The following is a 20,567-nucleotide window of genomic DNA, read 5'->3' on the forward strand; positions in this document are numbered from 1 at the left end:
CCCACGACGGTTTCACCCTCCACGACCTCACCACCTACGAGGTCAAGCGCAACGAGGCCAACGGCGAGGACAACCGCGACGGCACCGATGACAACCGCTCCTGGAACCACGGATTCGAAGGGGAGCCCGGGGGCCACGACGACGCGGCCGGCGCCCCGGGGGGCGCCCCGGCGCGGGGCCGCCGCCCCCGCCCGACTCAGCTGCGGTGGGCGTACAGGTCCCGCAGCACGGCGACCTCGGCGAGGTGGTGGATCAGCTCGCGGTTGATGTGGGCCACCAGCGCCGCGCGAGGGCGCTGCGCGTAGGGCCCTTCGGCGGGGCCGCAGGGGACCTGCAGGTCCTCCTCGCTCCAGGCCCGCACGCCGCTCATCCAGCGCTCGTACTCGCGGTCGAACTGGGCCAGGGCCTCCGCGGCGTTGGTGGCGTAGTCCCAGGTCATGTAATCGGCCTCCGGCCCGTCGAGGTGGGCGTGGCTGCGCACCGCCAGCACCCCGACGATCAGGTGGCCCAGTCGCCAGGCAATGGTGGTGAACGGTGCGGGCTGCGGCTCAGGGAAGGCGAAGTCGATCACGGTGTCCCCCGCGCCGCCCTGGATCGCACCCTCAGGCAGGTCCTGGTCGGGCAGGCGCGGGTGGACGGTCCAGGCCCGGCCGCCGCCGGCGGGGTCGTACAGGTACTCCTGGTCGGTCAGGCCCTCGAGTCGAGGGCGTGCGGCGCCGAGGACGTGCTGGTCGATCTGCTCGACGAGCTCGGCGTGGAGGCTGACGGCGGGCTCGCTGCTGGCGGGATTTCTGCCGGCGGGTTTGGTGCGGTCGGTGGGTGACATGGCGGGTCTCCTCGGGTGGTGGTGGGTCGTCTGTGGCGGTCGGTCGTGGGCGGGGAGAAGTAGGGGGCGGCGGCATTGGCAGCAGGGTTGGCGGCAGCCGGGTGGGAGGGCGGTCCCCAGCCCGCCGGTGGCCAGGTCTCCCCGTCGGCCCGGGCGTTCAGCTCGTAGGCGCCCTTGCCGTCGATGGACTCGCGGATGATGTCGGCGTGGCCTGCATGGCGGGCGAACTCCTCCACCAGGTGCAGGGCGCACCAGCGCACGTTCCACTTCTCCTCCCCCGTGAACCAGGGCGCCTCGGGGACCGGCACCAGGACGTCCAGATCCGCCTCTCGGATCACCTGGGCCACCTGCTCGGCGGTCTGCTCGAGCTCGGCGATCAGCCCGTCGGCGTCATCCTGGGGACGCAGCGCATCCGTGACCACCCCGGTTTGCTCCTGCTCGGCGTCACCGGAGGAGTCCGACGGCTCGGGGTACTCGGGAGCGGAGCGGATCGTGAGCACGTAATCCGCCGCCACCCGGATGCAGTGGCGGGCCAGGGTGCCCAGGTCGAATGCCGAGGCGCTGGGCCTGGCGGCCAGCTGCTCCCGGGAGAGTCCCTGCAGGGTGGTGGCGAGCTGGTGGAGCTGCTGGCTCACGAAGGTGGCGAGCGCATCGCGCTCGTCGGTCACGTCGGCGGTGAGGAACGGCATCGGTCTCTCCTTCGGTCCGCGGTCAACGGCCGGCAGGGCCGACGACCCGGGGGGCTGCTCTGCGACCCGGATGGGCCGCTCGAGGCACACTCTCCCGGCTGGTGCGGACAGTTTCTGTCCTCAGAGTGCGGCAGACTCCTTCCATGAGCGATGTGACCCGGCGTGCCCTGCGGTTGCTGTCCCTGCTGCAGTCGCGCAGCGTGTGGACCGGCCCGGAACTCGCGGCGGAGCTGGGCGTGACCACCCGGACGGTGCGCCGGGACGTGGACCGGCTGCGCGAGCTCGGCTACCCGGTGCTGACCTCGAACGGGCACGGCGGCGGATACCAGTTGGGGGCAGGCCGGGAGCTGCCCCCGCTGCTGCTGAGCGAGAAGGAGGCGGTGGCGGTCGCCGTTGGCCTGCGCCTCACGGCGGCCGCCGGGATCGAGGGATTGGACCAGGAGGCGCTGCGGGCCCTGGCCGCACTGGAGCGGATCCTGCCGGGGGCGCTGAGGGCAGAGGTGGGGGCGGTCAGTGAGGCGATGGGTGTGGTGGGGCGAGCCCTTCCGCAGGTCAGCTCGGATGTGCTGTTGGAACTGGCCACCTCCGTGCGGGACCGGGTGCGGGTGCGGTTGGACTACCGGCGCGGGGACGGGGAGCGCTCACAGCGCCGGCTGGAGCCCCACAGGGTGCTCGCGGTGGACGGCCACTGGTATCTGTACGCCTGGGACCTGGACCGCGAGGACTGGCGCACCTTCCGCCTGGACCGCATGGCTGAGGTGCACGCAAGCACCTTCGGCTTCACTCCGCGCGAGACCGGTGACGTGGAGCAGGCCGTGCGGGAGGCGATCGCCGTGAGTCCCTACCCGAAGGAGGTGACGGTGCGGGTGCACCTGCCGGTCGAGCAGGTGAGCGCCATGGTGCCCGCCCGCGCCGGCACCCTCACGGCCGACGGGCCAGATGCGTGCCTGCTGCGGGCGGGAGGCAACGACCTGCGCGGGATCGCCCTGCACCTGACCTGGATGGATGGGCGGATCGAGGTGATCGACCCGCCCGAGCTGCTGGAGCAGTTCACGTGGATCGCACGGCGGGCGGGTGAGGTGGCGGGCGACGTCGACGGTGCGGACAAGGGCCGACGGCCGGATGAGCCGGGGTCAGGGTGAGTCGATCAGGTCCCGCATGATCTGTGAGGGGGTGACGCGGCGCTGCCGCGGGCGTCCCCTGAATGGGCACCCGCCCTACCGCTCGTTCGGGCCATTGCTGGATCGGACCCCGGATCGTGGCGGTTCTCCGGTGGATCCCCAGCATCGGGGCGTACAAAACCACCATCCCTTTCCGCCCAGCACCTGAAAGGAACCCCATGCGCATCCCACGAATGCTCGCGATCGTCCTGGCCGGCGGTGCCGGGTCACGGCTGGACGCCCTCACCGACCACCGCACCAAACCGGCGGTGCGGGTGGCGGGCAACTACCGGCTGATCGACGTGGCCCTGTCCAACCTGGCCAACAGCCACGTGCGCGACGTGTGGGTGGTGGAGCAGTTCCTGCCGCACGCCCTGAACGAGCACCTGTCCAACGGCCGGCCCTGGGACCTGGACCGCACCCACGCCGGACTGCGGATCCTGGCCCCGTTCACCGGCGGCACCGGGGAGGGCCTGCCCCAGGGCAACAGCGACAGCCTGTGGCACTTCCGCAGGCAGATCGCTTCCTTCGAACCCGAGCTGGTGCTGGTGATGAGCGCCGATCACCTGTTCACGCTGAACCTCACCGACGTGGTGGACACCCACCGGGACGCCGGCGCCGACCTCACCATCGTCACCACCCGCCACGACGGCGACGCCAGCCGCTACGGCGTGGTGAAGGTGGGCACGAAGGGCGTGATCGAGGAGTTCTGGTACAAGCCGGAGGAGCCGCCCACGGACCTCGTGGTCACCGAGACGTTCTGCTTCGACGGGCCGGCCCTGCTGACAGCCCTGGAGGAGCTGGGTGGAGAGGACGGCCTGGACGACTACGGGGAGGACCTGATCCCCCACTTCGTCGAGAACCACACCGTGGTCGAGCACCGGCTGGAGGGCTACTGGCAGGACATCGGCACCCTCAGCGCCTACTGGCGCGCGCACATGGAGCTGCTGGACGGCTCCGGCGTGGACCTGGACGATCCCGAGTGGCCGATCTTCACCGCCCCGCCGCAGCTCGTGCCCGCACGAGTGGGCAGCAGCGCCGACGTCGCCGAGTCCATGCTGGCCTCCGGCTCGGTGGTGAAGGGGGTCGTGCGGCACAGCGTGATCGGCCCGTCGGTGCAGGTCGAGGAGGGTGCCCACCTCGAGGACTGCGTGGTGCTGGACGGGGCCCGCATCGGTGCCGGCGTGCACCTGAGCGGGTGCATCGTCGACGAGGGCGCACAGCTGGAGGGCCCCATGGAGGTCCGCACCAGGGACTGCGTCACCCTGATCAACGGTGCCGGCGAGGTGGTGCGCACCGAGCAGGTGGGGTGAGCGCCGCCCGACCGGGCGGGGTCAGTCCTGCTGCTCGCGCGCCCGTCCACGGGCGCGGGCGACCAGGTCGTTCGCACTCATGATGACGCCGGGGGCGAGGAACGCCTGCGGATCCAGATCCGCCCGGGAGCGCACCATGATCACTGCCGTCTCCCCGGCCAGCAGGGTGTGCAGCTGGGTCTCGGCCACCGCGTCCGGGTCCACCTTGTCGGCCAGCACGCACAGATCGCGCACAGTGCCGGAGGCGCTCACGATGATCTGGTACCCGTCATCGACACGGCGGACCGTCGCCTCCACGGCGTCCTCGGGAAGGGCGCTGTCCTTGTCCTCGGCGAAGAAGTGCACGGTGCGGCCATGGCCCTCGGTCGACTCCACCACGAGCACTTCCCGGTCCGCGTCCTGCGGGGTGGCGAGGTCCTCCGGGATCCGCACCGATGCCACGCTGCGCGGGGGCACCTCGACATCGATCTCGGTTCGCGCCAGCACCTGGCCGGTGTGGTCCTGGCGGCGCAGCAGCAGACGCGAGTCGAGCTGCTCGTCCGTGTCGTTGCCGACCGAGACGATCTCGCCGTCCTCACGTGGCTGCACGGTGATCAGGACGGGCGCGTAGATGTCCCGCAGGGCGTACCACAGCAGCTTGCGGCGGCCGTCGCCGTCGACCGCGGCCCAGCTGGTCACGGGCCAGCAGTCGTTCAGCTGCCACACGAGGGTCCCGGCGCACACCGGCCAGTGCGACCGGTAGTGCCCGATCCCGCAGATCAGGGCGCGGGCCTGGTTCAGCTGCGTGGTGAAGTGGAAGTCCTCGTAGCCCACCGGTGCCGGCACGTGGGCAGCGAAGCCGCGGTACAGCTTGTCCTGGCCGCCCGAGGCCTTCTGGTGCGACAGCATCGTCTCGGAGTCCTCGCGCAGAGGGCGCTCGCTGACCATCCGCTCCACCGTGGCGTAGTTCGCTGCCCCCTGGTAGCCGAACTCCGCGGAGAAGCGGGGCACGTTGTCGCGGTACCGGGTGTAGTCGTTGTCGTCACCGCTCCACCACGCCACCCAGTTGTGGATGGTTCCGTGGTCGGGGTTGCCCGGCTTGGAGACGTCCCCGCGGGAGTAGGGGCTCGAGGGAGAATAGCTGCGGGTCGGGTCCAGCTCGGCCATCAGTGCCGGGAACAGGTCGAGGGAGTACCCCAGGCCCCAGGCCGCACCCTCCTCGAGCTTGTCCTTCCAACCCCACGTGTAGTACCCGATGACGTTCTCGTTCGAACCGTTCCAGTGCACCAGGGAGGGGGGCCAGGCCAGGCGCACGATCTGCTCGCGCGCCTCGGCCTCGATCTCGCTGCGCAGCGGCTCCTGCTCCGAGTAGGCCGCGCAGGCCATGGCGAAGTCCTGCCACACCAGGATCCCCAGTTCGTCGCACAGGTCGTACAGCACGTCGGACTCGTACAGTCCGCCGCCCCAGACCCGCAGCGTGTTCATCCCTGACTCGACGGCATCCATGATCGATCGTCGGTAGTCGTCCGTGGTCAGGCGCGTGGGGAAGCAGTCCTCGGGGATCCAGTTGGCACCCTTGGCGAGGACGGGCCGGCCGTTGACCGTGAAGGTGAAGCTGGTGCCGATCTCGTCGGGCTCCTCGACCACGCGGGCGGTGCGGAAGGCGATGCGGTGCTCGGTCCGGTCGAGCTCCGCGCCCTCACCGTCACGGATGCTGATCGCGATCCCGTAGAGGGGCTGCTCACCGTAGCCGCGGGGCCACCACAGCTCAGGATGCGGCACCCGCACCCGCACATCCGCGCCGTCCTGGTCCTCGGGGATCCTCCTGGTCGCGGTGGCGGCCACGACACCGTCGGCGTCCGTGATCTCCACCTCGACGGTGACGGGGGCGGCGTCCCCTGCCCGCTCGAGGCCCACGGCGAGGTCCACGAGGCCGTCCTCACCGTCGAGGGTGACCTGCGGGCGCACGGATCCCAGGCGCGCCGTCGACCACTCCTCGAGGCCGATCGGCCCGGCGATGCCGCTGGTGACCAGCACCGGCCCCCAGTCCCAGCCGAAGTTGCACGCCATCTTCCGGATCGCGTTGTAGGGCAGGTCGTTGCCGCTGAACGGCATCTCGCCGAGCACCTGGATGTTCTCCCGGGCGGTGCGCAGCGGGGAGGCGAACAGGATCTCCAGCTCGTTCTCCCCCTCGAGGAGGTGCTCGCGCACGTCGAATCGCCAGGAGCGGTGCTGGTTCTGGACCTGCGCCACGAGTTTACCGTTCAACCTGATGGTCGCCGCGGTGTCCAGGCTCGCAGCGACCAGATCCGTCCGCTGCGCGCCCCGGTCGCTCCAGGTGAACCGTGTGAGGTACCGGGCGTCGACCTCGCCGGTCCAGGCCAGGTCGTGCTCGTTGCGGTCGAGGTACGGGTCCGGGATCAGGCCCGCGCTCAGCAGGTCGGTGATCATGGTCCCCGGCACGGTCGCAGGGACGTCGCGCGCCTCGAAGGGGGCGGGGCCGTCGACGATCGACAGCGTCCAGTCGTCGTGCAGGGGACGGTGGGTGATGCTCACTGATGCTCCTTGGGTCGGAATGGTCGAGCGTAGTCGGGTGCCGTGCGGCGTCAGTGCTCCTCGCGCTCCCCACGGCCCATGCGGTGGCCCTGGGGGCGCACTGCGGCGAGGTAGCCGAGCACGTGGCGGGCAGCTTCCTGCATCTCGCCCAGGGTGAGTCCGTCCTGGGCCCGGTGGCTCTCCAGGACGCCTTCGTCCCTGACCGGCTGCTGGCTGTGGATCGAACCGGGCATGAGCACGTCGACTCCCGCGCGCACGCGATAGCCGCTGTCGTGCAGGGCCGGGAAGTCCGGGTCCTGCGCCATCCGCATCCACCAGTCGGTCATGACCAGACCTGTGAAGCCCCACTCGCCGCGCAGGATCGAGGTGATCAGGTCGTAGTGGTAGTGGCCCCATACGCCGTTGATCTTGTTGTACGAGGTCATGATCGCCCACGGCGAGGACTCGCGCACCATCAGCTCGAAGCCGCGCAGGTAGATCTCCCGCAGCGCCCGCTCCGAGACCCGCACGTCGACCTGGCTCCGCTTGAACTCCTGGTTGTTGCAGGCGAAGTGCTTGGGGCAGGCGGCCAGTCCCTGGGACTGGATGCCGTTGACCTGGGCCGCGCCCGTGAGGCCGGAGACCAGCGGATCCTCCGAGAAGTACTCGAAGTTGCGGCCGCACAGCGGGTCGCGCTGGATGTTCATACCGGGGCCGAGCAGGATGTCCGACCCCTTGCGGGACATCTCCTGGCCGTGCCGTGCGCACAGCCCCTGGACGGCCTGCGGATCCCAGGTGGAGGCGAGTGCGGTGCCGCAGGGCAGCAGGGAGGCGTGCGTGGACAGTCGGATCCCGGAGGGCCCGTCGGTGGTGATCGCGGGGATGACCCCGCGGTCACGCAGCGCCCTGCTGACACCGCCGAGGGCCCCGGCGTTGCCTGCGGCACCCAGCGGGCTGTCCATCGTCACGTCGCCGTAGGTGAGGTCGGCCAGCTCGCGGGGGGTGAGGGTGGCGATGAAGTCGTCCAGCCCGGCGGTGCCCTCCAGGACCTCCTCGAAGGTGGGCTCGTCCCCGACGGGTGGGTCCACGGCCTCGGGCAGACGGTCGAGGATGCGCTGCTTGAGCGAGGTGGTGCGGGTGGGCACGGGTGCGTACCCGATCCGAGGGTCGCCGTTCTCGTCGTGCTCGAGCACGATGCGCTCGAAGCCGTGGGCGGGATCCACCGCGGCGGCCTCCTCGAGCTGCTGGACCACGCGCAGTTCGGTGATGTCGACACCGCCGGCGTCATGGGCGCTGCGCACGTCGTGCCCGACATGGAAGCGGTAGCTGCCCGCCTCCAGCACGTAGGCGCTGCGGTGGCCGGTGGCCCCGGCATCGTCGTAGGAGGCGAGATCGGCCCAGGCAATGGGCAGCTCCATCTCACGGCTCTCCCCGGGGGCGAGCTCACCGGTGCGGCCGAAGGCCGCGAGGGCGCGCAGCGGCTGGGACAGTTCGCCGGAGGGCTTGTGCACGTACACCTGCACGACCTCGTCCCCGGGACGGTCGCCGGTGTTGGTGACGCGGGCGCGCACCAGGATCGTGCCCTCATCGGCATGGACACCGGTCGGCTTGATGTCGAACCGGGTGTAGCCGAGACCGGATCCGAAGGGGAACAGCACCTTCTCCGGAGCGAAGGTCTCGAAGTAGCGGTAGCCGACGAACACGTCCTCGACGTACGCGGTGACGTCCGCATCGCCGAAGTGCCCGGCGGAGGGGTGGTCCTGGTAGCGGCGGGCGAAGGTGGCGGTCAACCGACCACCGGGTTCGACCGCGCCGGTGAGCACGTCGGCCGTGGCACGGCCGCCCTCCATCCCGCCCGCCCAGGCGATCATCACGCCGTCGAGCGGGTAGTTCTCCGTCCAGCTGAGGTCGATCACGTTGCCGCCGTCGACGATCACGACGGTGCGGTCGAAGGCTCCGGTGACCTGGGACAGCAGCGCGTGTTCGGCATCCGTCAGGTAGTAGGAGCCCCCCGCCAGCTCGGCGTCGCGGTCCTCCCCCGCAGCGCGGCCGATCACCACGACGGCGGCCTCGTTCCGGCCGGCGGCTTCGCGCACCGCGTCGTCATCGAGCGGCATCTCGGGGTAGTGGCGCGGCCAGGCACCCCAGTGCTCGCCGGGGTCGGCGGGGTTCTGCTCGCACCAGGCCTCGTACTGCTGGGCGAGCTGCAGGTCCACCTCCACCCTCCCGCTCTCGCGCAGGGAGTCCAGCAGGTTCGTGACGTACGGGGGGTTCACGTCGCCACCGGAGCCGTAGCCCACCGCGATCCAGTCCTTCTGGATGCGTCCGAACAGCGCGAGGCGGGTGCCCGCGGTGAAGGGCAGCACGTCGTTCTCGTTGCGCAGCAGCACCGTTCCCTTCGCCGCCATGGCGCGGGCACGGGCGACGAGGTCGGGGTCGACGCTGCGGTCGGTGTCCGCTGCAGCGCTGGTGAAGGACTGGGACAGCAGGCCGTCGGTCATGGCACCCATTGTCGTACAGGGGCGGGGCCCTCACCCGATCCAGTCGGCCTCCACGCTCGACTCCCCCGCCGCTGCGGCGCGGGCGGCACCGATCACCAGGGCCATCGCTGCGGCACCGGGGTCGATCACGCCCTTGGCGGCATCGCCCACGTAGCTGGCGCGGCCGCGCTTGGCGGTGGACTCGGCAGTGTCACGGGCCCCGGCGATCGCGGCCTCCTCCGCCGCGGCCAGGGCGGCTGCGGCATCGGAGGCATCGGCGTCCTTCAGTGCGACGACGGCCGGGTCCAGGGCGTCGACCATGGTCTTGTCCCCCACCTTGGCCTCACCGTACTTCTGCACGGTGGCCTGGCCGTCGGCGAGCGCCTGCGCGAACTGCTCGAGGGTCGGCGTGCCGGTGGCATCAGAGCCGGGCTCGCCCGAGTCGGGGCCCTGGTCGGACCCGGCCTTGGCGAGGTCCCGGAAGAACATGCCGAACAGGGGCCCGCTGGTGCCGCCCACGCCCAGCCACCCCATGTACATGGCGGTGAGCCACTCGCGGTAACTGGACGGGGCATCGTTCTCGATGTTCGTCGCGGCGCCCTTCATGGCGGTGCGCACGTTGGTGCCGAAGTCGCCGTCGCCGGCGCGGCGGTCCAGATCGCCGAGGGCGTCGGCGGCGGCGGTGAGGGTCTCGTGAGTGAGGGTGATGAAGGCGCGACCGAAGTCCTCGCCGAGCGTGGCGCCACGGCCGGCGCCGGTGCTGCTGGTGCTGCTGGTGCTGCTCTCATTCATGGCGGATCTCCTTACCAGGTCAGGGCGGGGGTGCGGACGGGCGCGTCCCAGAGCTCGCGCAGCTCGTCCTCCAGCGGCATCAGGGTGATGGACACGCCGTGCATGTCCAGGCTGGTCACGTAGGAGCCCACCAGGGAGCGGCCCACCGTGATCCCGTCCGTGTCGAGACGACGGTGCAGGGCCCGCGCGGCCAGGCTCAGCTCCAGCGGGTAAGCCGAGCCCAGCCCGTTGACGATCGCCAGCACCTCGGTGCCGCGGCCCAGCTCCAGCTCCTCCAGCAGCGGGTCCACCAGCTGCTCGATCAGCTCGTCGGCCCCGGTGAAGGGGATGCGCCGCTGGGCTCGCTCGCCGTGGATGCCCACGCCGAACTCGACCTCGTCCGCGTCCAGGGTGAACTGGGGCTCGTCGTCCCCGGGGTGTGTGCCGGCGGCGAGGGCCAGGCTCATGGTGCGCGAGCGCTGCGCGACCGTGCGGCCCACTGCGGCCACCTGCTGGAGGTCCATGCCGTTCTCGGCGGCGGCCCCGCAGATCTTCTCCACGATCACGGTGGCGGCGGTGCCGCGGCGGCCGGGGCCGTCATCCTCGCCGGTGTCGCTGGCAAGGTCGTCGTCGACCAGCACGATCTCGGTGTCGATGGCATCATCGCCGCTGATCTCACCGGCGATGCGGAAGTTCAGCACGTCACCGGTGTAGTTCTTGACGATCTGGACCACACCGCGGCCCGCATCGGCCGCCTTGGTGCCCGCTAGGACCTGCAGTGCGGTGGGGCTGGCGAACACGGCGCCGGAGACCGCCACGTCGAGCATGCCGGTCCCCACGAAGCCGGAGTGCAGGGGCTCGTGGCCCGAACCGCCTCCGGAGACCAGGCCCACCTTGTCGCGGGCCTTCTGCTTGCGGGAGATGTAGCGGTGCTCGGCGTCCAGCTCGAGCATGGTGGGGTGGCTGAGGACGAGACCTTCGAGGGCCTCGGCCACCAGGTCGTCCGGGTCGTTGACGATGCTGCGTCGCATGGGAATCCTTCCGGAGCGGACACGGTCACCCCCAGGCTACGCGCACCCCCGGGGCGCGGGGAGGGCCCGGGGATAGGCTGTGTCCATGGGGGCGGTGACGATGAAGGCGGCCAGGGATTGCGACAGCGGCGGTCCGTCGGCGAGCGCGCAGCACTGGGCGCGGATGCTGCTGGTGCTGATGGCGGGGGTGCTGATGTTCTCCCTGGCCGGAGCGCCGTACGCGCGGGCCTGCAGCTGCGTGCCCACCACCGTGGACGAGGCGATCGCGGAGGACGACCTGATCGCCGAGATCACCATCATCGGGCGCACCGGGACCATCGTGGGCGGCGGGGGCGTCGCCTACGACGCGAGGGTCGAGCGGGTGTGGAAGGGCGAGGAGAGGCGCCGGATCATCTTCCGCAGCGCCGAGCACATCGCCGCTTGCGGGCTGGGACGCATCCCCACCGGGACCACACTGCTGGCCTGGGCCCGCGGGGAGAACGGCATGTACAGCATGGCGTGGTGCGACATCCCCGACGACGCCGGCCACGACCCCCGCAGCGTGCTGACCGCGAAGGTGGGCGAACCGGCGGACCTCACCGGCCGGCCGGTGCCGTTCGCGTTCCACGATCTGCTCCCCGATCATCCACTGGTAACGGCGGGCCTCGCCCTGCTGGTCCTGGTCGGCATCGGCCACCGGGTCCTCACGGCCGTGGTGGTGACGACGGTGCTCCGGCGCGCGCAAAGGCGGCCATGACGGCGGGCCGGGCGGTCGACCGGGTGCGCAGCGCGCTGGTGCTGCTGACCGGGGTCGTGCTGTTCTGCCTGGTGGGCATCCCGTACGCACTGGCCTGCGACTGCATGCCGCTCAGCTTCGAGGAGGCGGTGGAGCAGGCCGACATGATCGCGGAGATCACGATCGTGGGTGAGTCCGGCAGGGACTCGGACGAGTGGGGCATCACCTACGTCGCGGCGGTGGAGCGGGTGTGGAAGGGCGAGGAGTCCCGCGAGATCCGGTTCACCACCGCCGAGGCCATCCCCTCCTGCGGCCTGGGGCGCCTCCCCGAGGGGAAGACCCTGCTGGTGTGGGCCAGCGGCGCCGACGGCAACTACAGCTCCACCTGGTGCGACATCCCCGCCGAGACGGAGGACGACGTGCGGGCCCAGCTCACCCGGGAGCTCGGTGAACCGGCTGATCTCAGCGACCAGCCGATGCCGTCGGTGGATGAGCCGGTGCGCGGGGCCGACATCGGCGTGCTCCTGGTGGTGGCGGCGGCCGGCCTCATCCTGCTGGTGGGAGTGGCCGCACTGGTGGGCGCGGTCATCCTGGTGCGACGATCGGCGCGCGCACGGTGAGGACCATGTCCGTGGTGGGCGCGATCATCCGCCGCCGGGACACGGTGCTCGTTGCACGCAGGAGCCCCGAGCGCAGCGCCGGCGGGCTGTGGGAGTTCCCGGGCGGGAAGGTGGAGCCCGGGGAGAGCCCGCAGCAGGCCCTGGTGCGGGAGGTGCACGAGGAGCTCGGGGTCGACATCGAGGTGGGCGCACTGGTGGACCGCAGCAGCGTCCCCCTGGGGCCGGGCGGGGAGGTCGTCATCGATCTGGCCTGCTACGAGGCGGTGCTGTTGGGGCCGGATCCGACCTCCAGCACCGACCACGACGCGCTGCGGTGGGTGCCGCTGGGCGCGCTCGGCGAACTGTCGTGGGCACCGGGGGACGTTCCGATCATCGAGCGGATGCTCGCCCGGGGCGCACGGAACGGCTGACGGGCACGCGGGGCCGGCGGGCGAGCGGGGCCTACCTCTTCGAGCCGGCCTTGCGCTTCCCCCCGCTGCGAGGCGTGCGCTCCAGCGCCGTCGCGACGTCCTCGGCGTACAGGAACTGCTCCCGGGCCGGTCGCTCGTAGCGGGTGTCGCGCTCGGCGGGGCGCTTCGGGATCTCGATCCGCTGCGGCTCCACGTACTGTCAGGGGATGCGCTGGAGGATGTCGTGGATGACGTTGATGCGGGAGCGCTTCTTGTCCTCGCTCTCGATCGTCACCCAGCGGGCGCCGGGCAGGTCGGTGGCGGCGAACATGGCGTCCTTGGCGCGGGAGTAGTCCTCCCAGCGGGTGATCGACTCCACGTCCATCGGTGACAGCTTCCAGCGTCGCATCGGATCCTCCGCGCGGGAGCGGAAGTGGGCCTCCTGCTCCTCGTCGGAGACCGAGAACCAGTACTTGATCAGGCGGATGCCGTCCTCCACCAGCATCCGCTCGAAGTCCGGGGCCTGCCGCAGGAAGCGGTGGTACTCCTGCTCGGTGCAGAACCCCATCACCCGCTCCACCCCGGCGCGGTTGTACCAGGAACGGTCCAGGATCACGATCTCGCCGGCCGCCGGCAAGTGCTGGATGTAGCGCTGGAAGTACCACTGGGTCTTCTCGCGCTCCGTGGGCGCGGGCAGGGCCACCACCCGGGTGTGCCGCGGGTTGAGGTACTGGGTGATGCGCTTGATCGCGGAGCCCTTCCCGGCGGCGTCGCGCCCCTCGAAGATCAGGATGATCCGCTCGCCGTTCTCGATCACCCACTGCTGCATGGCGACCAGCTCGGACTGCAGTCGCTGGAGCTCCTTCTCGTACGCGGCCCTGTCGAGCTTCGGGGGTGTCTCGGGACTGGCGAGGTGATCGGTCTTCGACATGGACCGATCGTACGGATCGGACTGGGCGGTCGTCCGGCGAACGGCCTGATCGGTGCGGGATGGAAGTCGAGAGGGCGTCTCCCATCAACCCAGCGAGAGCCGCCCTGCGACACGGCAGAGTTCAGTTGAGAGGGATGACCACTCTGGGCTCATCGCTGGACCAGCTGTCCGTCCAGCGGATCTCAGAGAACTCCAGCCCTGCGGGCACCTCGAACACCAGCGTTCCCGTATAGGTGATCCCGGGGTTCACATCTTCCATGATCAGGGGATCCTCGAGGGCCATGAACACGTCTTCGTCGGCCGCATACACGGTCCCGTCAGCTCCGACTATCGAGAACTCGCTCCTCGTGACCGAGGGCGACGGTCAGTCTCATCCCTTCAATCTCACCCGTGGATCCCGTCGAGCGACGAGTCCACTGCTGCACAAGCCTGCGGACAAAGCTGTCGATACCGATCAATCCTGGGTGATTCACTCGCCGATCTGCTGCACCACCGCGGTCTCGGAGCCGGAGGGCTGCGCCTCGAAAGCGGGCTCTCCCAGGCCGAACATCGCTGTCATGGCGCCGACGACGATCAGGCCGAACGTGGCCACGCCACCACAGCCGCAGCAGCCCGGCAGGATGATCGGGAAGGAGGAAGCCGCGGGGCGGGGGCGCTGTGGGTACGGGGGCTGAGCCATGACGGGCCTTTCTGGGGACGGGGGTGCGGGTCGGAGCGGGGGCGGTGACTCCCGGGAGCCCCACGCGGTCGGGCGCCCCGGGACGGTGGTCGTCACGGCACGGTAGCCCGCGGCGAGCCGACCGGTCAGCACGGCAGCGGGCAGGATCAGCTCCCTGGGAGACCCGATCATGCAGAACTCCCGCGCCGGGGCGGTTTCACCTGGCACGATGCAGGCATGCCGCAGCTGATCCCGCCTCAGCCCGCCTTCGCCTCCGATGCCGAACGAGTGGTCTGGGACGTGCTGGCCGCCCAGCTGCCGCACGACGCGACGATGATCGCCGGGCAGCGCATCACCGACGACGCCCACGAGGTGGAGATCGACCTGCTGGTGCTGTGGCCGGGGATCGGAACGGTGGTGATCGAGGTGAAGGGCGGCCGGGTGGGCGTCGAGGACGGCACCTGGTTCCAGCGCGACCGCTCCGGCAGGCGCGCGCTGCACCCCTCCCCCGTCGAGCAGGCGCAGCGTGCCCGGCACGTGCTGCTGCGCCACATCAACGAACGCTCCTCCCGCCCCCTCGGCCGCAGCGTGCACATGGTGGCCCTGCCCTGGTCGCAGCTGCCCGACGACTGGGACGTGCCGGACGCGCCCCGGGCGCTGATGCTCGATGCCATGGACCTGGGGACGGGCGGCAGCGGTGGCGCCGGCAGCGGTGGTGCCGTCGAGCGCATCGTGGCGGCGCTGCGCAGCCATGGCGGCAGCCACCTGTCCCCGCTGGAGGGCGTCCAGCGCGACCACGCCGTGAGGACCCTGCGGCGCACCGAGGCGGCGATCGAGAACCACCAGCTGCTGGCCCGCCAGATCGAGGACTCCGGCAACCAGCTCACCCGCGAGCAGGAGCGGATCCTGGCCCTGCTGCGATTCCAGCACCGCGCCCAGGTGGTGGGCGGAGCAGGATCGGGCAAGACCCATCTGGCCCTGATGAAGGCCCGCGCCCTGACCAGGGAGGGAAGGCGCACCGCCCTGATGTGCTACTCGCGGGGCCTGGCACGCCACTTTCAGCTGCTCACTGCCACCTGGCCCGCAGAGGACCGACCCGCGTACGTCGGCCTGTTCCACGATCTTCCGGTCCGCTGGGGCGCTCAGACAGAGGAGGAGTTCGACGGTACGGCGGTGGCGTACTACGAGGAGTTCCTGCCCGCCCAGCTGCGGGAGCTCGCTTCGACTCGGCCCGTCGAGGATCTGTTCGAGGCGATCGTGGTGGACGAGGCGCAGGACTTCGCGGACCTGTGGTGGGACGCCCTGCGCCCCTGCCTGGTGGAGCCGGAGGACACCGGCGCCTCCGTGCTGTTCGTGTTCACCGATGCGCACCAGTCCGTGTTCGACCGGGACGGCCGCGCGCCGATCACCCTCAGCCCCTTCCCGCTGGACGACAACCTGCGCAACACCCGCACCATTGCCGAGACCTTCGCGCCGCTCACCCCGCTCGAGCAGAACCCGCGGATGGAGGAGGGGGCGCCGGTGCGTTTCGTCGCCTGCGCCACCGAGGACGCCATCAGCACGGCCGACGACCTCATCGATCCGCTGCTCGACGAGGGCTGGGAGCCCGGGGAGATCGCCCTGCTGACCACCGGGCGTCGGCACCCCGAGCAGCGCGAGCGCATCGACTACGCCGGATACAGCGGGTACTGGGACGAGTTCTTCGCCGCCACCGACGTGTTCTACGGGCACGTGCTGAACTTCAAGGGCCTCGAGCGGCGGGTGGTGGTGCTGGCCGTCAACGGCTTCCAGCACTGGGAGCGCTCGCCCCACCTGATGTACGTGGGGCTCTCACGGGCGAGGTCGCTGCTGGTCGTGGTCGGCGACCCGGAGCTGATCCGCACGGTCGTCGGAGACCAGGTGGCCGACCGGCTGATCGGTGCAGGCGGAGGCGCGGCTCGGCGGCCGTAGGGGACGCCATCGGCAGGCGTCGGCCGCCCGGTCGCCCACTGGTCCCGGATCAGTCGGTCGGCAGTGCCGCCAGCTGATCGTCGATGCGCTGCACGGAGAACGCCTCGCGCATCACCAGCACCGCGATGCCGCGCAGGGTGGTCTCCTGGTCGCTGCCCGTGACCGTGATGGCCCCGTGGACGCGCTCGCTCGAGTTCACCGGGATCGCCTCCTGGATCAGATCGCTGACCCCGGGGACCCGGCCCAGCTCACCGCCGATGCAGAGCACACGAGGGTTCGCCGCGTGCAGGAGGCCGGCCACGGCCCTGCCCAGCACCGTGCACGCCGTGCGCACCGCGGCCACCACCTCGGTATCCCCGAGCTCGAAGGAGCGGGCCAGGTCGTCCACGTCGACCAGGTCCTCGCGGTCCAGGCGTGAGAGCAGGGCCCTCCCCGAGGAGTAGGCGGCCAGGCAGCCCCGGTTGCCGCAGGTGCAGACGGGTCCTTCGGAGCCCACCCGCATGTGCCCGATGTCCCCGGCCGATCCCGTCGCGCCGCGCATGATGTGGGTGCCGGTGATGATGCCCGCGCCGATGCCCGTGGAGTACTTCAGCGCCAGCAGGACGTCGTCCTCCTCGATCGCGGCAGCGTCCTCGGCGGCGCCGAGTGCGAGGGCCCGCGCGTCGTTCTCCATCACCACGAGGGTCCCGAACCTGTCGGCGAGGGTCTCGAGGATGGGGACGGAGTCCTCCGGCACGGCGACCGAGCGCCACAGCACGCCCTTGGTCATCTCCACCGGGGCCGGCACCCCGATCCCCACCCCCACCAGGCGGGCCGATGCGCGCCGGGCCAGCAGGGAGCGGCCCAGGTCGGCCAGGTCCTCGACGTCGCGCAGCACCCGGGAGGAGTCGTGGCGGGGGATCTCCGCCCGCTCCAGCACCTGCCCGGAGGCGGAGAGCACGGCGGCCCTGACCACGTGGTGCCCCATCTCCAGGCCCAGCACCACCCTGTCGCGGTCGTCGAAGCGGATGTACTGCGCGGGGCGGCCGCCCGTGGAGGAGCGGGTCGCACCTTCGTGGGTGAGCCCGGCAGCGCGCAGCGAGTCCAGCCGGGCCACCAGCGTGGTGCGCGACATCCCGGTGCGCTCGAGGATCTCCGCCCGGGTGAGGCCCTCCGGCGTGGAGCGGATCATCTCCAGCAGAGTTCCCCCGGAGGCAGCCACACTGCCGTTGCCCCTGTGCACCGCCACGGTCTCACCTCTCCCCTGTCCGCGGACCTCATTGTGGTCCCGTCCCGCACCGCGGCGAAATCGGGCGAAGGACCTCCTGCCATGGTGTGGCGCGCGGCACAGGAGTAATGTACAGTCACCGTACAAAAGTGCAGCCGTGCACCCCGTCAAAGGAGACGTCATGAAGGCGAAGCTGACCCTGTCCCGCCGCGCACTGTTCGGCACCAGCGCCGCCGTCGCGGCCACCGGAACCCTCGCCGCCTGCGGCGCGAGCACCTCCGGAGGAGGTGATTTCGCGATGATCTCCACCCAGTTCACGCCGGTGGAGGAGAAGCAGCGGTTCGAGGAGATCCTGTCCGAGCACGTCTCCACGACCTCGGTCTCCTACACCACGATGACGGCCCCGGAGATGCTCACCCAGGTCACCTCCCAGGTGGGCTCCGGGAACCTTCAGTTCGGCCTGATCGGCGGCCTCCACGGCGACCTGCAGCCGCTGGCGGAGAACCTCGAGGACATCGACGAGGCCCTGGTGGAGACCGCGCGCGCCGCCGGCATCGCCGAGGACCTGCTGGAGCTGGGCAAGCTCGGCGGGGAGACCACCAAGTACATCCCGTGGATGCAGGCCTCCTACGTGATGGCCGTCAACAAGAAGGCCCTGGAGTGGCTGCCCGAAGGAGCGGACGTCAACGCCCTCACCTACGAGCAGGTCCTGGAGTGGGCCACCGCGGCGAACGAGGCCAACGGCTCCCCCGTCTTCGGCTTCCCCGCCGGCCCCAAGGGCCTGTACCACCGCTTCTTCCAGGGGTTCCAGCTGCCCAGCTTCACCGGCGGCGTCATCACCACCTTCCAGTCGCCCGAGGCCATCGAGAGCTGGCAGTGGATGAAGGACTTCTGGGCCCAGTGCAACCCGTCCTCCACCAACTACGACTTCATGCAGGAGCCGTTGGCCTCCGGTGAGGTGCTGGTGGCCTGGGACCACGTCGCCCGTCTCGTCGGCGCCCCGCAGGACAACCCCGACGACTGGGTGATGGTCCCCTCCCCCACCGGTCCCCAGGGCCTGGGCTACATGCTCGTCATCGGCGGGCTCGCCATCCCCAAGGGCGGCGACGTGGAGACGGCCGCCCAGGTCATCGAGGAGTTCCTCAAGCCGGAGATGCAGATCGCCACCCTGGAGAAGAACGCCTTCTTCCCCGTGGTGGAGGCGGAGATCCCCTCCGAGCTGCCCCCGGCGATCCAGCTCGAGTTCGACGCCGTCAACGCCCAGCAGGGTGCCGACGGCGCGATCGTGGCCCTGCCGCCGGTGGGCCTGGGCGAGCAGGACGGCGAGCTCTCCCAGGTGTTCAAGGACTGCTTCGCGGAGATCTGCCTGGACGGCGGGGACCCGGGCACCGTGATCCCGGGCAAGGCGGAGCAGGTGCAGACCCTGCTGGACACCGCTGAGGCCTCCTGCTGGGATCCGGACCCGGCCGGCGACGGCGTCTGCCAGGTGGGCTGATCGTGTCCGTGTCCACGACGGCACCCGCGAAGGAGAGGGCCCCGCAGCCCTCCCCTTCGCGGGCCCGGAAGCGCTCCCCCGCGCTGCTGCTGATCCTTCCGTCCCTGATCTTCATGCTGCTGCTGTTCGCGTACCCGCTCGCGCAGGGCATCATCACCGCCTTCTCCGATCCCTCCGGCGGCTTCACGCTGGGGCACTGGGAACGGATGGTCGGGGACAACAAGTTCATCCCTGCCCTGCGCAACACGATGCTGCTGATCGTGGTGCTGATCCCGCTGCAGTTCGCCTTCGCCCTCGCGATGGCGCTGCTGCTGCAGGAGAAGCCGAGGCTCAGCGGGATGTACTTCTACTTCTGGGCCATCCCGCTGGCCGTCTCGGACCTGGCCGCCGGCCTCGTGTGGCTGTCGATCTTCCAGGACCGCGGCTACCTCAACTCCGTACTCGACGGGGTGGGCCTGCCGGTGGTCTCCTGGCTCCACTACGAGAACACCACGACCATGTTCATCGCGGTGCTGTGCGCGGAGCTGTGGCGAGCCACCTCGCTGGTGCTGGTGATCGTGGTCTCCGGCATGCAGGGCATCCCCAAGGACTACGCCGAGGCCGCCGCGGTGTTCAACGCCAACTACTGGAAGCGGCTGCGGCACGTGATCCTGCCCCTGCTCAAGCCCTCGCTGCAGGTGGCGCTGATACTCCGAACGATCCTCGCCTTCCAGACCTTCGCCGTGGCGCAGGCGCTGACGGGTGAGAACTTCCCGCTCCTCGTGGGGGAGACGTACCGCTGGTACAACTTCCTCACCAACCCGTACGTGGCCAGCGCCTACGCCCTGCTCATCCTCGGCATCTCGATGGTGACCGCGGTGGTGTACCTGCGGGTGCTCCGCGACCAGAGTCAGGTGGGCAAGCGATGACCTCTCGACCGGACACCGAGCACGGCACGGCCACCACCGCCCCCATCGAGGTGGACAAGCGCCCGCTGCGGCGCCACCAGTTCAACCGGGCACTGATCCAGCTGGCCTGCATCCTGATCTCGCTGTTCATGGTGGTGCCGATCTACCTGATCACGATCTCGGCGTTCAGCACGCGGCAGGGCCTGAACGAGTTCCCCCAGCCCCTGTGGCCCAAGAACTTCTCCACCGAGACGATGGCGACGTTCCTGAACTCCACCGGCATCCTCGCCGCCACGCTGAACTCCCTGACCGTCGGCATCGGCACCCTGGTGCTGGCCAGCCTGGTCGGCGCACCGGCGGGCTACGCGATCGCCCGGTTCGCCTTCCGGGGCAAGGACCCGTACCAGTTGTTCCTGCTGTTCACCCGGGCACTCCCCATCGTGGTGCTGTCCATCCCGCTGGCCCAGGTGTTCCTGGCGACCGGTCTGTACGACCAGCCGATCGGCGTGATCCTGCTGCACACGGCCCTGTCGCTGCCCACCACCATCCTCATCACCTCCAGCGTGTTCCTGTCCGTCCCGATCGACGCCGAGGAGGCGGCCCGGATCTTCGGCTGCACCCCGGTGGGGGCGTTCCTGCGGGTGGTGCTGCCCCTGGCCCTGCCCGGCATCGCGGCCTCGGCCATCTTCACCTTCGTCACCAGCTGGAACGAGGTGCTGGGCGCCACCATCCTCACGTTCTCCAACCGCACCCTGCCGGCCCAGGTGCTGAGCACCCTGGGCGACTCCCCCGTCGCCTTCCGGTTCGCCGGCGGTCTCGCCATGATCATCCCCTCGATCATCTTCATCGCGATCATGCGCAAGTACCTGCTGAACATGTGGGGGACGACGATCCGATGAGTGCCCCGACCCCGACCACGCCCCTCACACAC

General features: G+C 70.5%; 18 protein-coding genes and 1 pseudogene. 9 read left to right on the forward strand and 10 right to left on the reverse strand.

The genetic code is table 11. The annotated features are described in order from the left end of the window. Nucleotides 1-196: 196 nt before the first annotated feature. Together IOE58_RS02725 and IOE58_RS14730 are read right to left on the reverse strand one after the other, a co-directional pair. Entirely contained in the window at nt 197-736 is a 540-nt protein-coding gene (locus IOE58_RS02725) for a DinB family protein (RefSeq protein ID WP_348981862.1), read from the reverse strand. Continuing rightward, a complete protein-coding gene (locus IOE58_RS14730; protein WP_348981844.1) occupies nt 688-1,515 on the reverse strand; it encodes a mycothiol transferase in 828 nt (275 codons plus the stop codon). Before IOE58_RS14730 ends, IOE58_RS02725 begins: the two co-directional genes overlap by 49 nt. A 143-nt stretch (nt 1,516-1,658) precedes the next feature. On the opposite strand from IOE58_RS14730, the gene IOE58_RS02735 reads away from it, so the two are divergent. Both IOE58_RS02735 and IOE58_RS02740 read left to right on the forward strand, forming a co-directional pair. Next, nucleotides 1,659-2,657 (forward strand): helix-turn-helix transcriptional regulator, encoded by a 999-nt coding sequence (locus tag IOE58_RS02735; RefSeq protein WP_193864926.1) that lies wholly within the window; start codon nt 1,659-1,661, stop codon nt 2,655-2,657. A gap of 197 nt (nt 2,658-2,854) precedes the next feature. After that, nucleotides 2,855-3,988, forward strand: a complete 1,134-nt coding sequence (locus tag IOE58_RS02740; RefSeq protein WP_193864927.1) for a glucose-1-phosphate adenylyltransferase family protein — start codon at nt 2,855-2,857, stop codon at nt 3,986-3,988. A 21-nt stretch (nt 3,989-4,009) separates the two neighbouring features. Here IOE58_RS02740 and IOE58_RS02745 read toward each other — a convergent pair whose 3' ends face one another. Genes IOE58_RS02745 through IOE58_RS02760 form a run of 4 tightly spaced genes read right to left on the reverse strand, consistent with a single transcriptional unit; the run spans nt 4,010 to nt 10,784 of the window. Continuing rightward, on the reverse strand, nt 4,010-6,523 hold the full coding sequence (locus IOE58_RS02745) for a glycoside hydrolase family 2 protein (RefSeq protein ID WP_348981845.1): 2,514 nt from the start codon (nt 6,521-6,523) through the stop codon (nt 4,010-4,012). 50 nt (nt 6,524-6,573) lie between these two features. Continuing rightward, nucleotides 6,574-9,003, reverse strand: a complete 2,430-nt coding sequence (locus IOE58_RS02750; protein WP_193864928.1) for a glycoside hydrolase family 3 protein — start codon at nt 9,001-9,003, stop codon at nt 6,574-6,576. Between the two features lie 30 nt (nt 9,004-9,033). Beyond that, entirely contained in the window at nt 9,034-9,774 is a 741-nt protein-coding gene (locus IOE58_RS02755) for a DAK2 domain-containing protein (RefSeq protein WP_193864929.1), read from the reverse strand. A gap of 11 nt (nt 9,775-9,785) precedes the next feature. Beyond that, nucleotides 9,786-10,784 (reverse strand): dihydroxyacetone kinase subunit DhaK, encoded by a 999-nt coding sequence (locus IOE58_RS02760; protein ID WP_193864930.1) that lies wholly within the window; start codon nt 10,782-10,784, stop codon nt 9,786-9,788. 85 nt (nt 10,785-10,869) lie between these two features. On the opposite strand from IOE58_RS02760, the gene IOE58_RS02765 reads away from it, so the two are divergent. From IOE58_RS02765 to IOE58_RS02775, 3 genes are read left to right on the forward strand one after another with little or no spacing between them, the layout of a single operon-like run. Further along, a complete protein-coding gene (locus IOE58_RS02765; protein WP_193864931.1) occupies nt 10,870-11,520 on the forward strand; it encodes a hypothetical protein in 651 nt (216 codons plus the stop codon). Continuing rightward, complete coding sequence (locus tag IOE58_RS02770; protein ID WP_193864932.1) at nt 11,517-12,119, forward strand: hypothetical protein; 603 nt, start codon at nt 11,517-11,519, stop codon at nt 12,117-12,119. Before IOE58_RS02765 ends, IOE58_RS02770 begins: the two co-directional genes overlap by 4 nt. 5 nt (nt 12,120-12,124) lie before the next feature. After that, on the forward strand, nt 12,125-12,529 hold the full coding sequence (locus tag IOE58_RS02775; protein ID WP_193864933.1) for a (deoxy)nucleoside triphosphate pyrophosphohydrolase: 405 nt from the start codon (nt 12,125-12,127) through the stop codon (nt 12,527-12,529). Nucleotides 12,530-12,560: 31 nt separating this feature from the next. On the opposite strand, the pseudogene ppk2 reads toward IOE58_RS02775, so the two are convergent. The 3 genes and pseudogenes from ppk2 to IOE58_RS14595 form a co-directional block, all read right to left on the reverse strand. Continuing rightward, a pseudogene (gene ppk2 / locus IOE58_RS02780) lies at nt 12,561-13,439 on the reverse strand (polyphosphate kinase 2). 121 nt (nt 13,440-13,560) lie between these two features. Further along, nucleotides 13,561-13,749 carry a DUF4352 domain-containing protein gene (locus tag IOE58_RS02785; protein ID WP_412021040.1) on the reverse strand — a complete coding sequence of 63 codons (189 nt, stop codon included), beginning with the start codon at nt 13,747-13,749 and terminating at the stop codon, nt 13,561-13,563. Between the two features lie 159 nt (nt 13,750-13,908). Continuing rightward, nucleotides 13,909-14,031 carry a hypothetical protein gene (locus tag IOE58_RS14595; RefSeq protein WP_284690629.1) on the reverse strand — a complete coding sequence of 41 codons (123 nt, stop codon included), beginning with the start codon at nt 14,029-14,031 and terminating at the stop codon, nt 13,909-13,911. Nucleotides 14,032-14,334: 303 nt separating this feature from the next. On the opposite strand from IOE58_RS14595, the gene IOE58_RS02790 reads away from it, so the two are divergent. Beyond that, nucleotides 14,335-16,047, forward strand: coding sequence for a nuclease-related domain-containing DEAD/DEAH box helicase (locus IOE58_RS02790; protein WP_193864934.1), 1,713 nt, complete (start codon nt 14,335-14,337; stop codon nt 16,045-16,047). A 49-nt stretch (nt 16,048-16,096) separates the two neighbouring features. Here IOE58_RS02790 and IOE58_RS02795 read toward each other — a convergent pair whose 3' ends face one another. Then, the gene (locus tag IOE58_RS02795; protein WP_193864935.1) at nt 16,097-17,275 is read right to left on the reverse strand and encodes an ROK family protein; all 1,179 of its coding nucleotides are present in this window, start codon (nt 17,273-17,275) and stop codon (nt 16,097-16,099) included. A 160-nt stretch (nt 17,276-17,435) separates the two neighbouring features. On the opposite strand from IOE58_RS02795, the gene IOE58_RS02800 reads away from it, so the two are divergent. Genes IOE58_RS02800 through IOE58_RS02810 form a run of 3 tightly spaced genes read left to right on the forward strand, consistent with a single transcriptional unit; the run spans nt 17,436 to nt 20,535 of the window. Continuing rightward, on the forward strand, nt 17,436-18,749 hold the full coding sequence (locus tag IOE58_RS02800) for an ABC transporter substrate-binding protein (RefSeq protein WP_193864936.1): 1,314 nt from the start codon (nt 17,436-17,438) through the stop codon (nt 18,747-18,749). Between the two features lie 2 nt (nt 18,750-18,751). Next, complete coding sequence (locus IOE58_RS02805) at nt 18,752-19,657, forward strand: carbohydrate ABC transporter permease (protein WP_259891014.1); 906 nt, start codon at nt 18,752-18,754, stop codon at nt 19,655-19,657. Continuing rightward, nucleotides 19,654-20,535, forward strand: coding sequence for a carbohydrate ABC transporter permease (locus tag IOE58_RS02810; protein ID WP_193864937.1), 882 nt, complete (start codon nt 19,654-19,656; stop codon nt 20,533-20,535). The genes IOE58_RS02805 and IOE58_RS02810 overlap by 4 nt, the downstream gene beginning before the upstream one ends. The last annotated feature ends 32 nt before the right edge of the window (nt 20,536-20,567 follow it).

This window comes from Brachybacterium epidermidis (genome assembly GCF_015209585.1).
Classification (GTDB): domain Bacteria; phylum Actinomycetota; class Actinomycetes; order Actinomycetales; family Dermabacteraceae; genus Brachybacterium; species Brachybacterium epidermidis.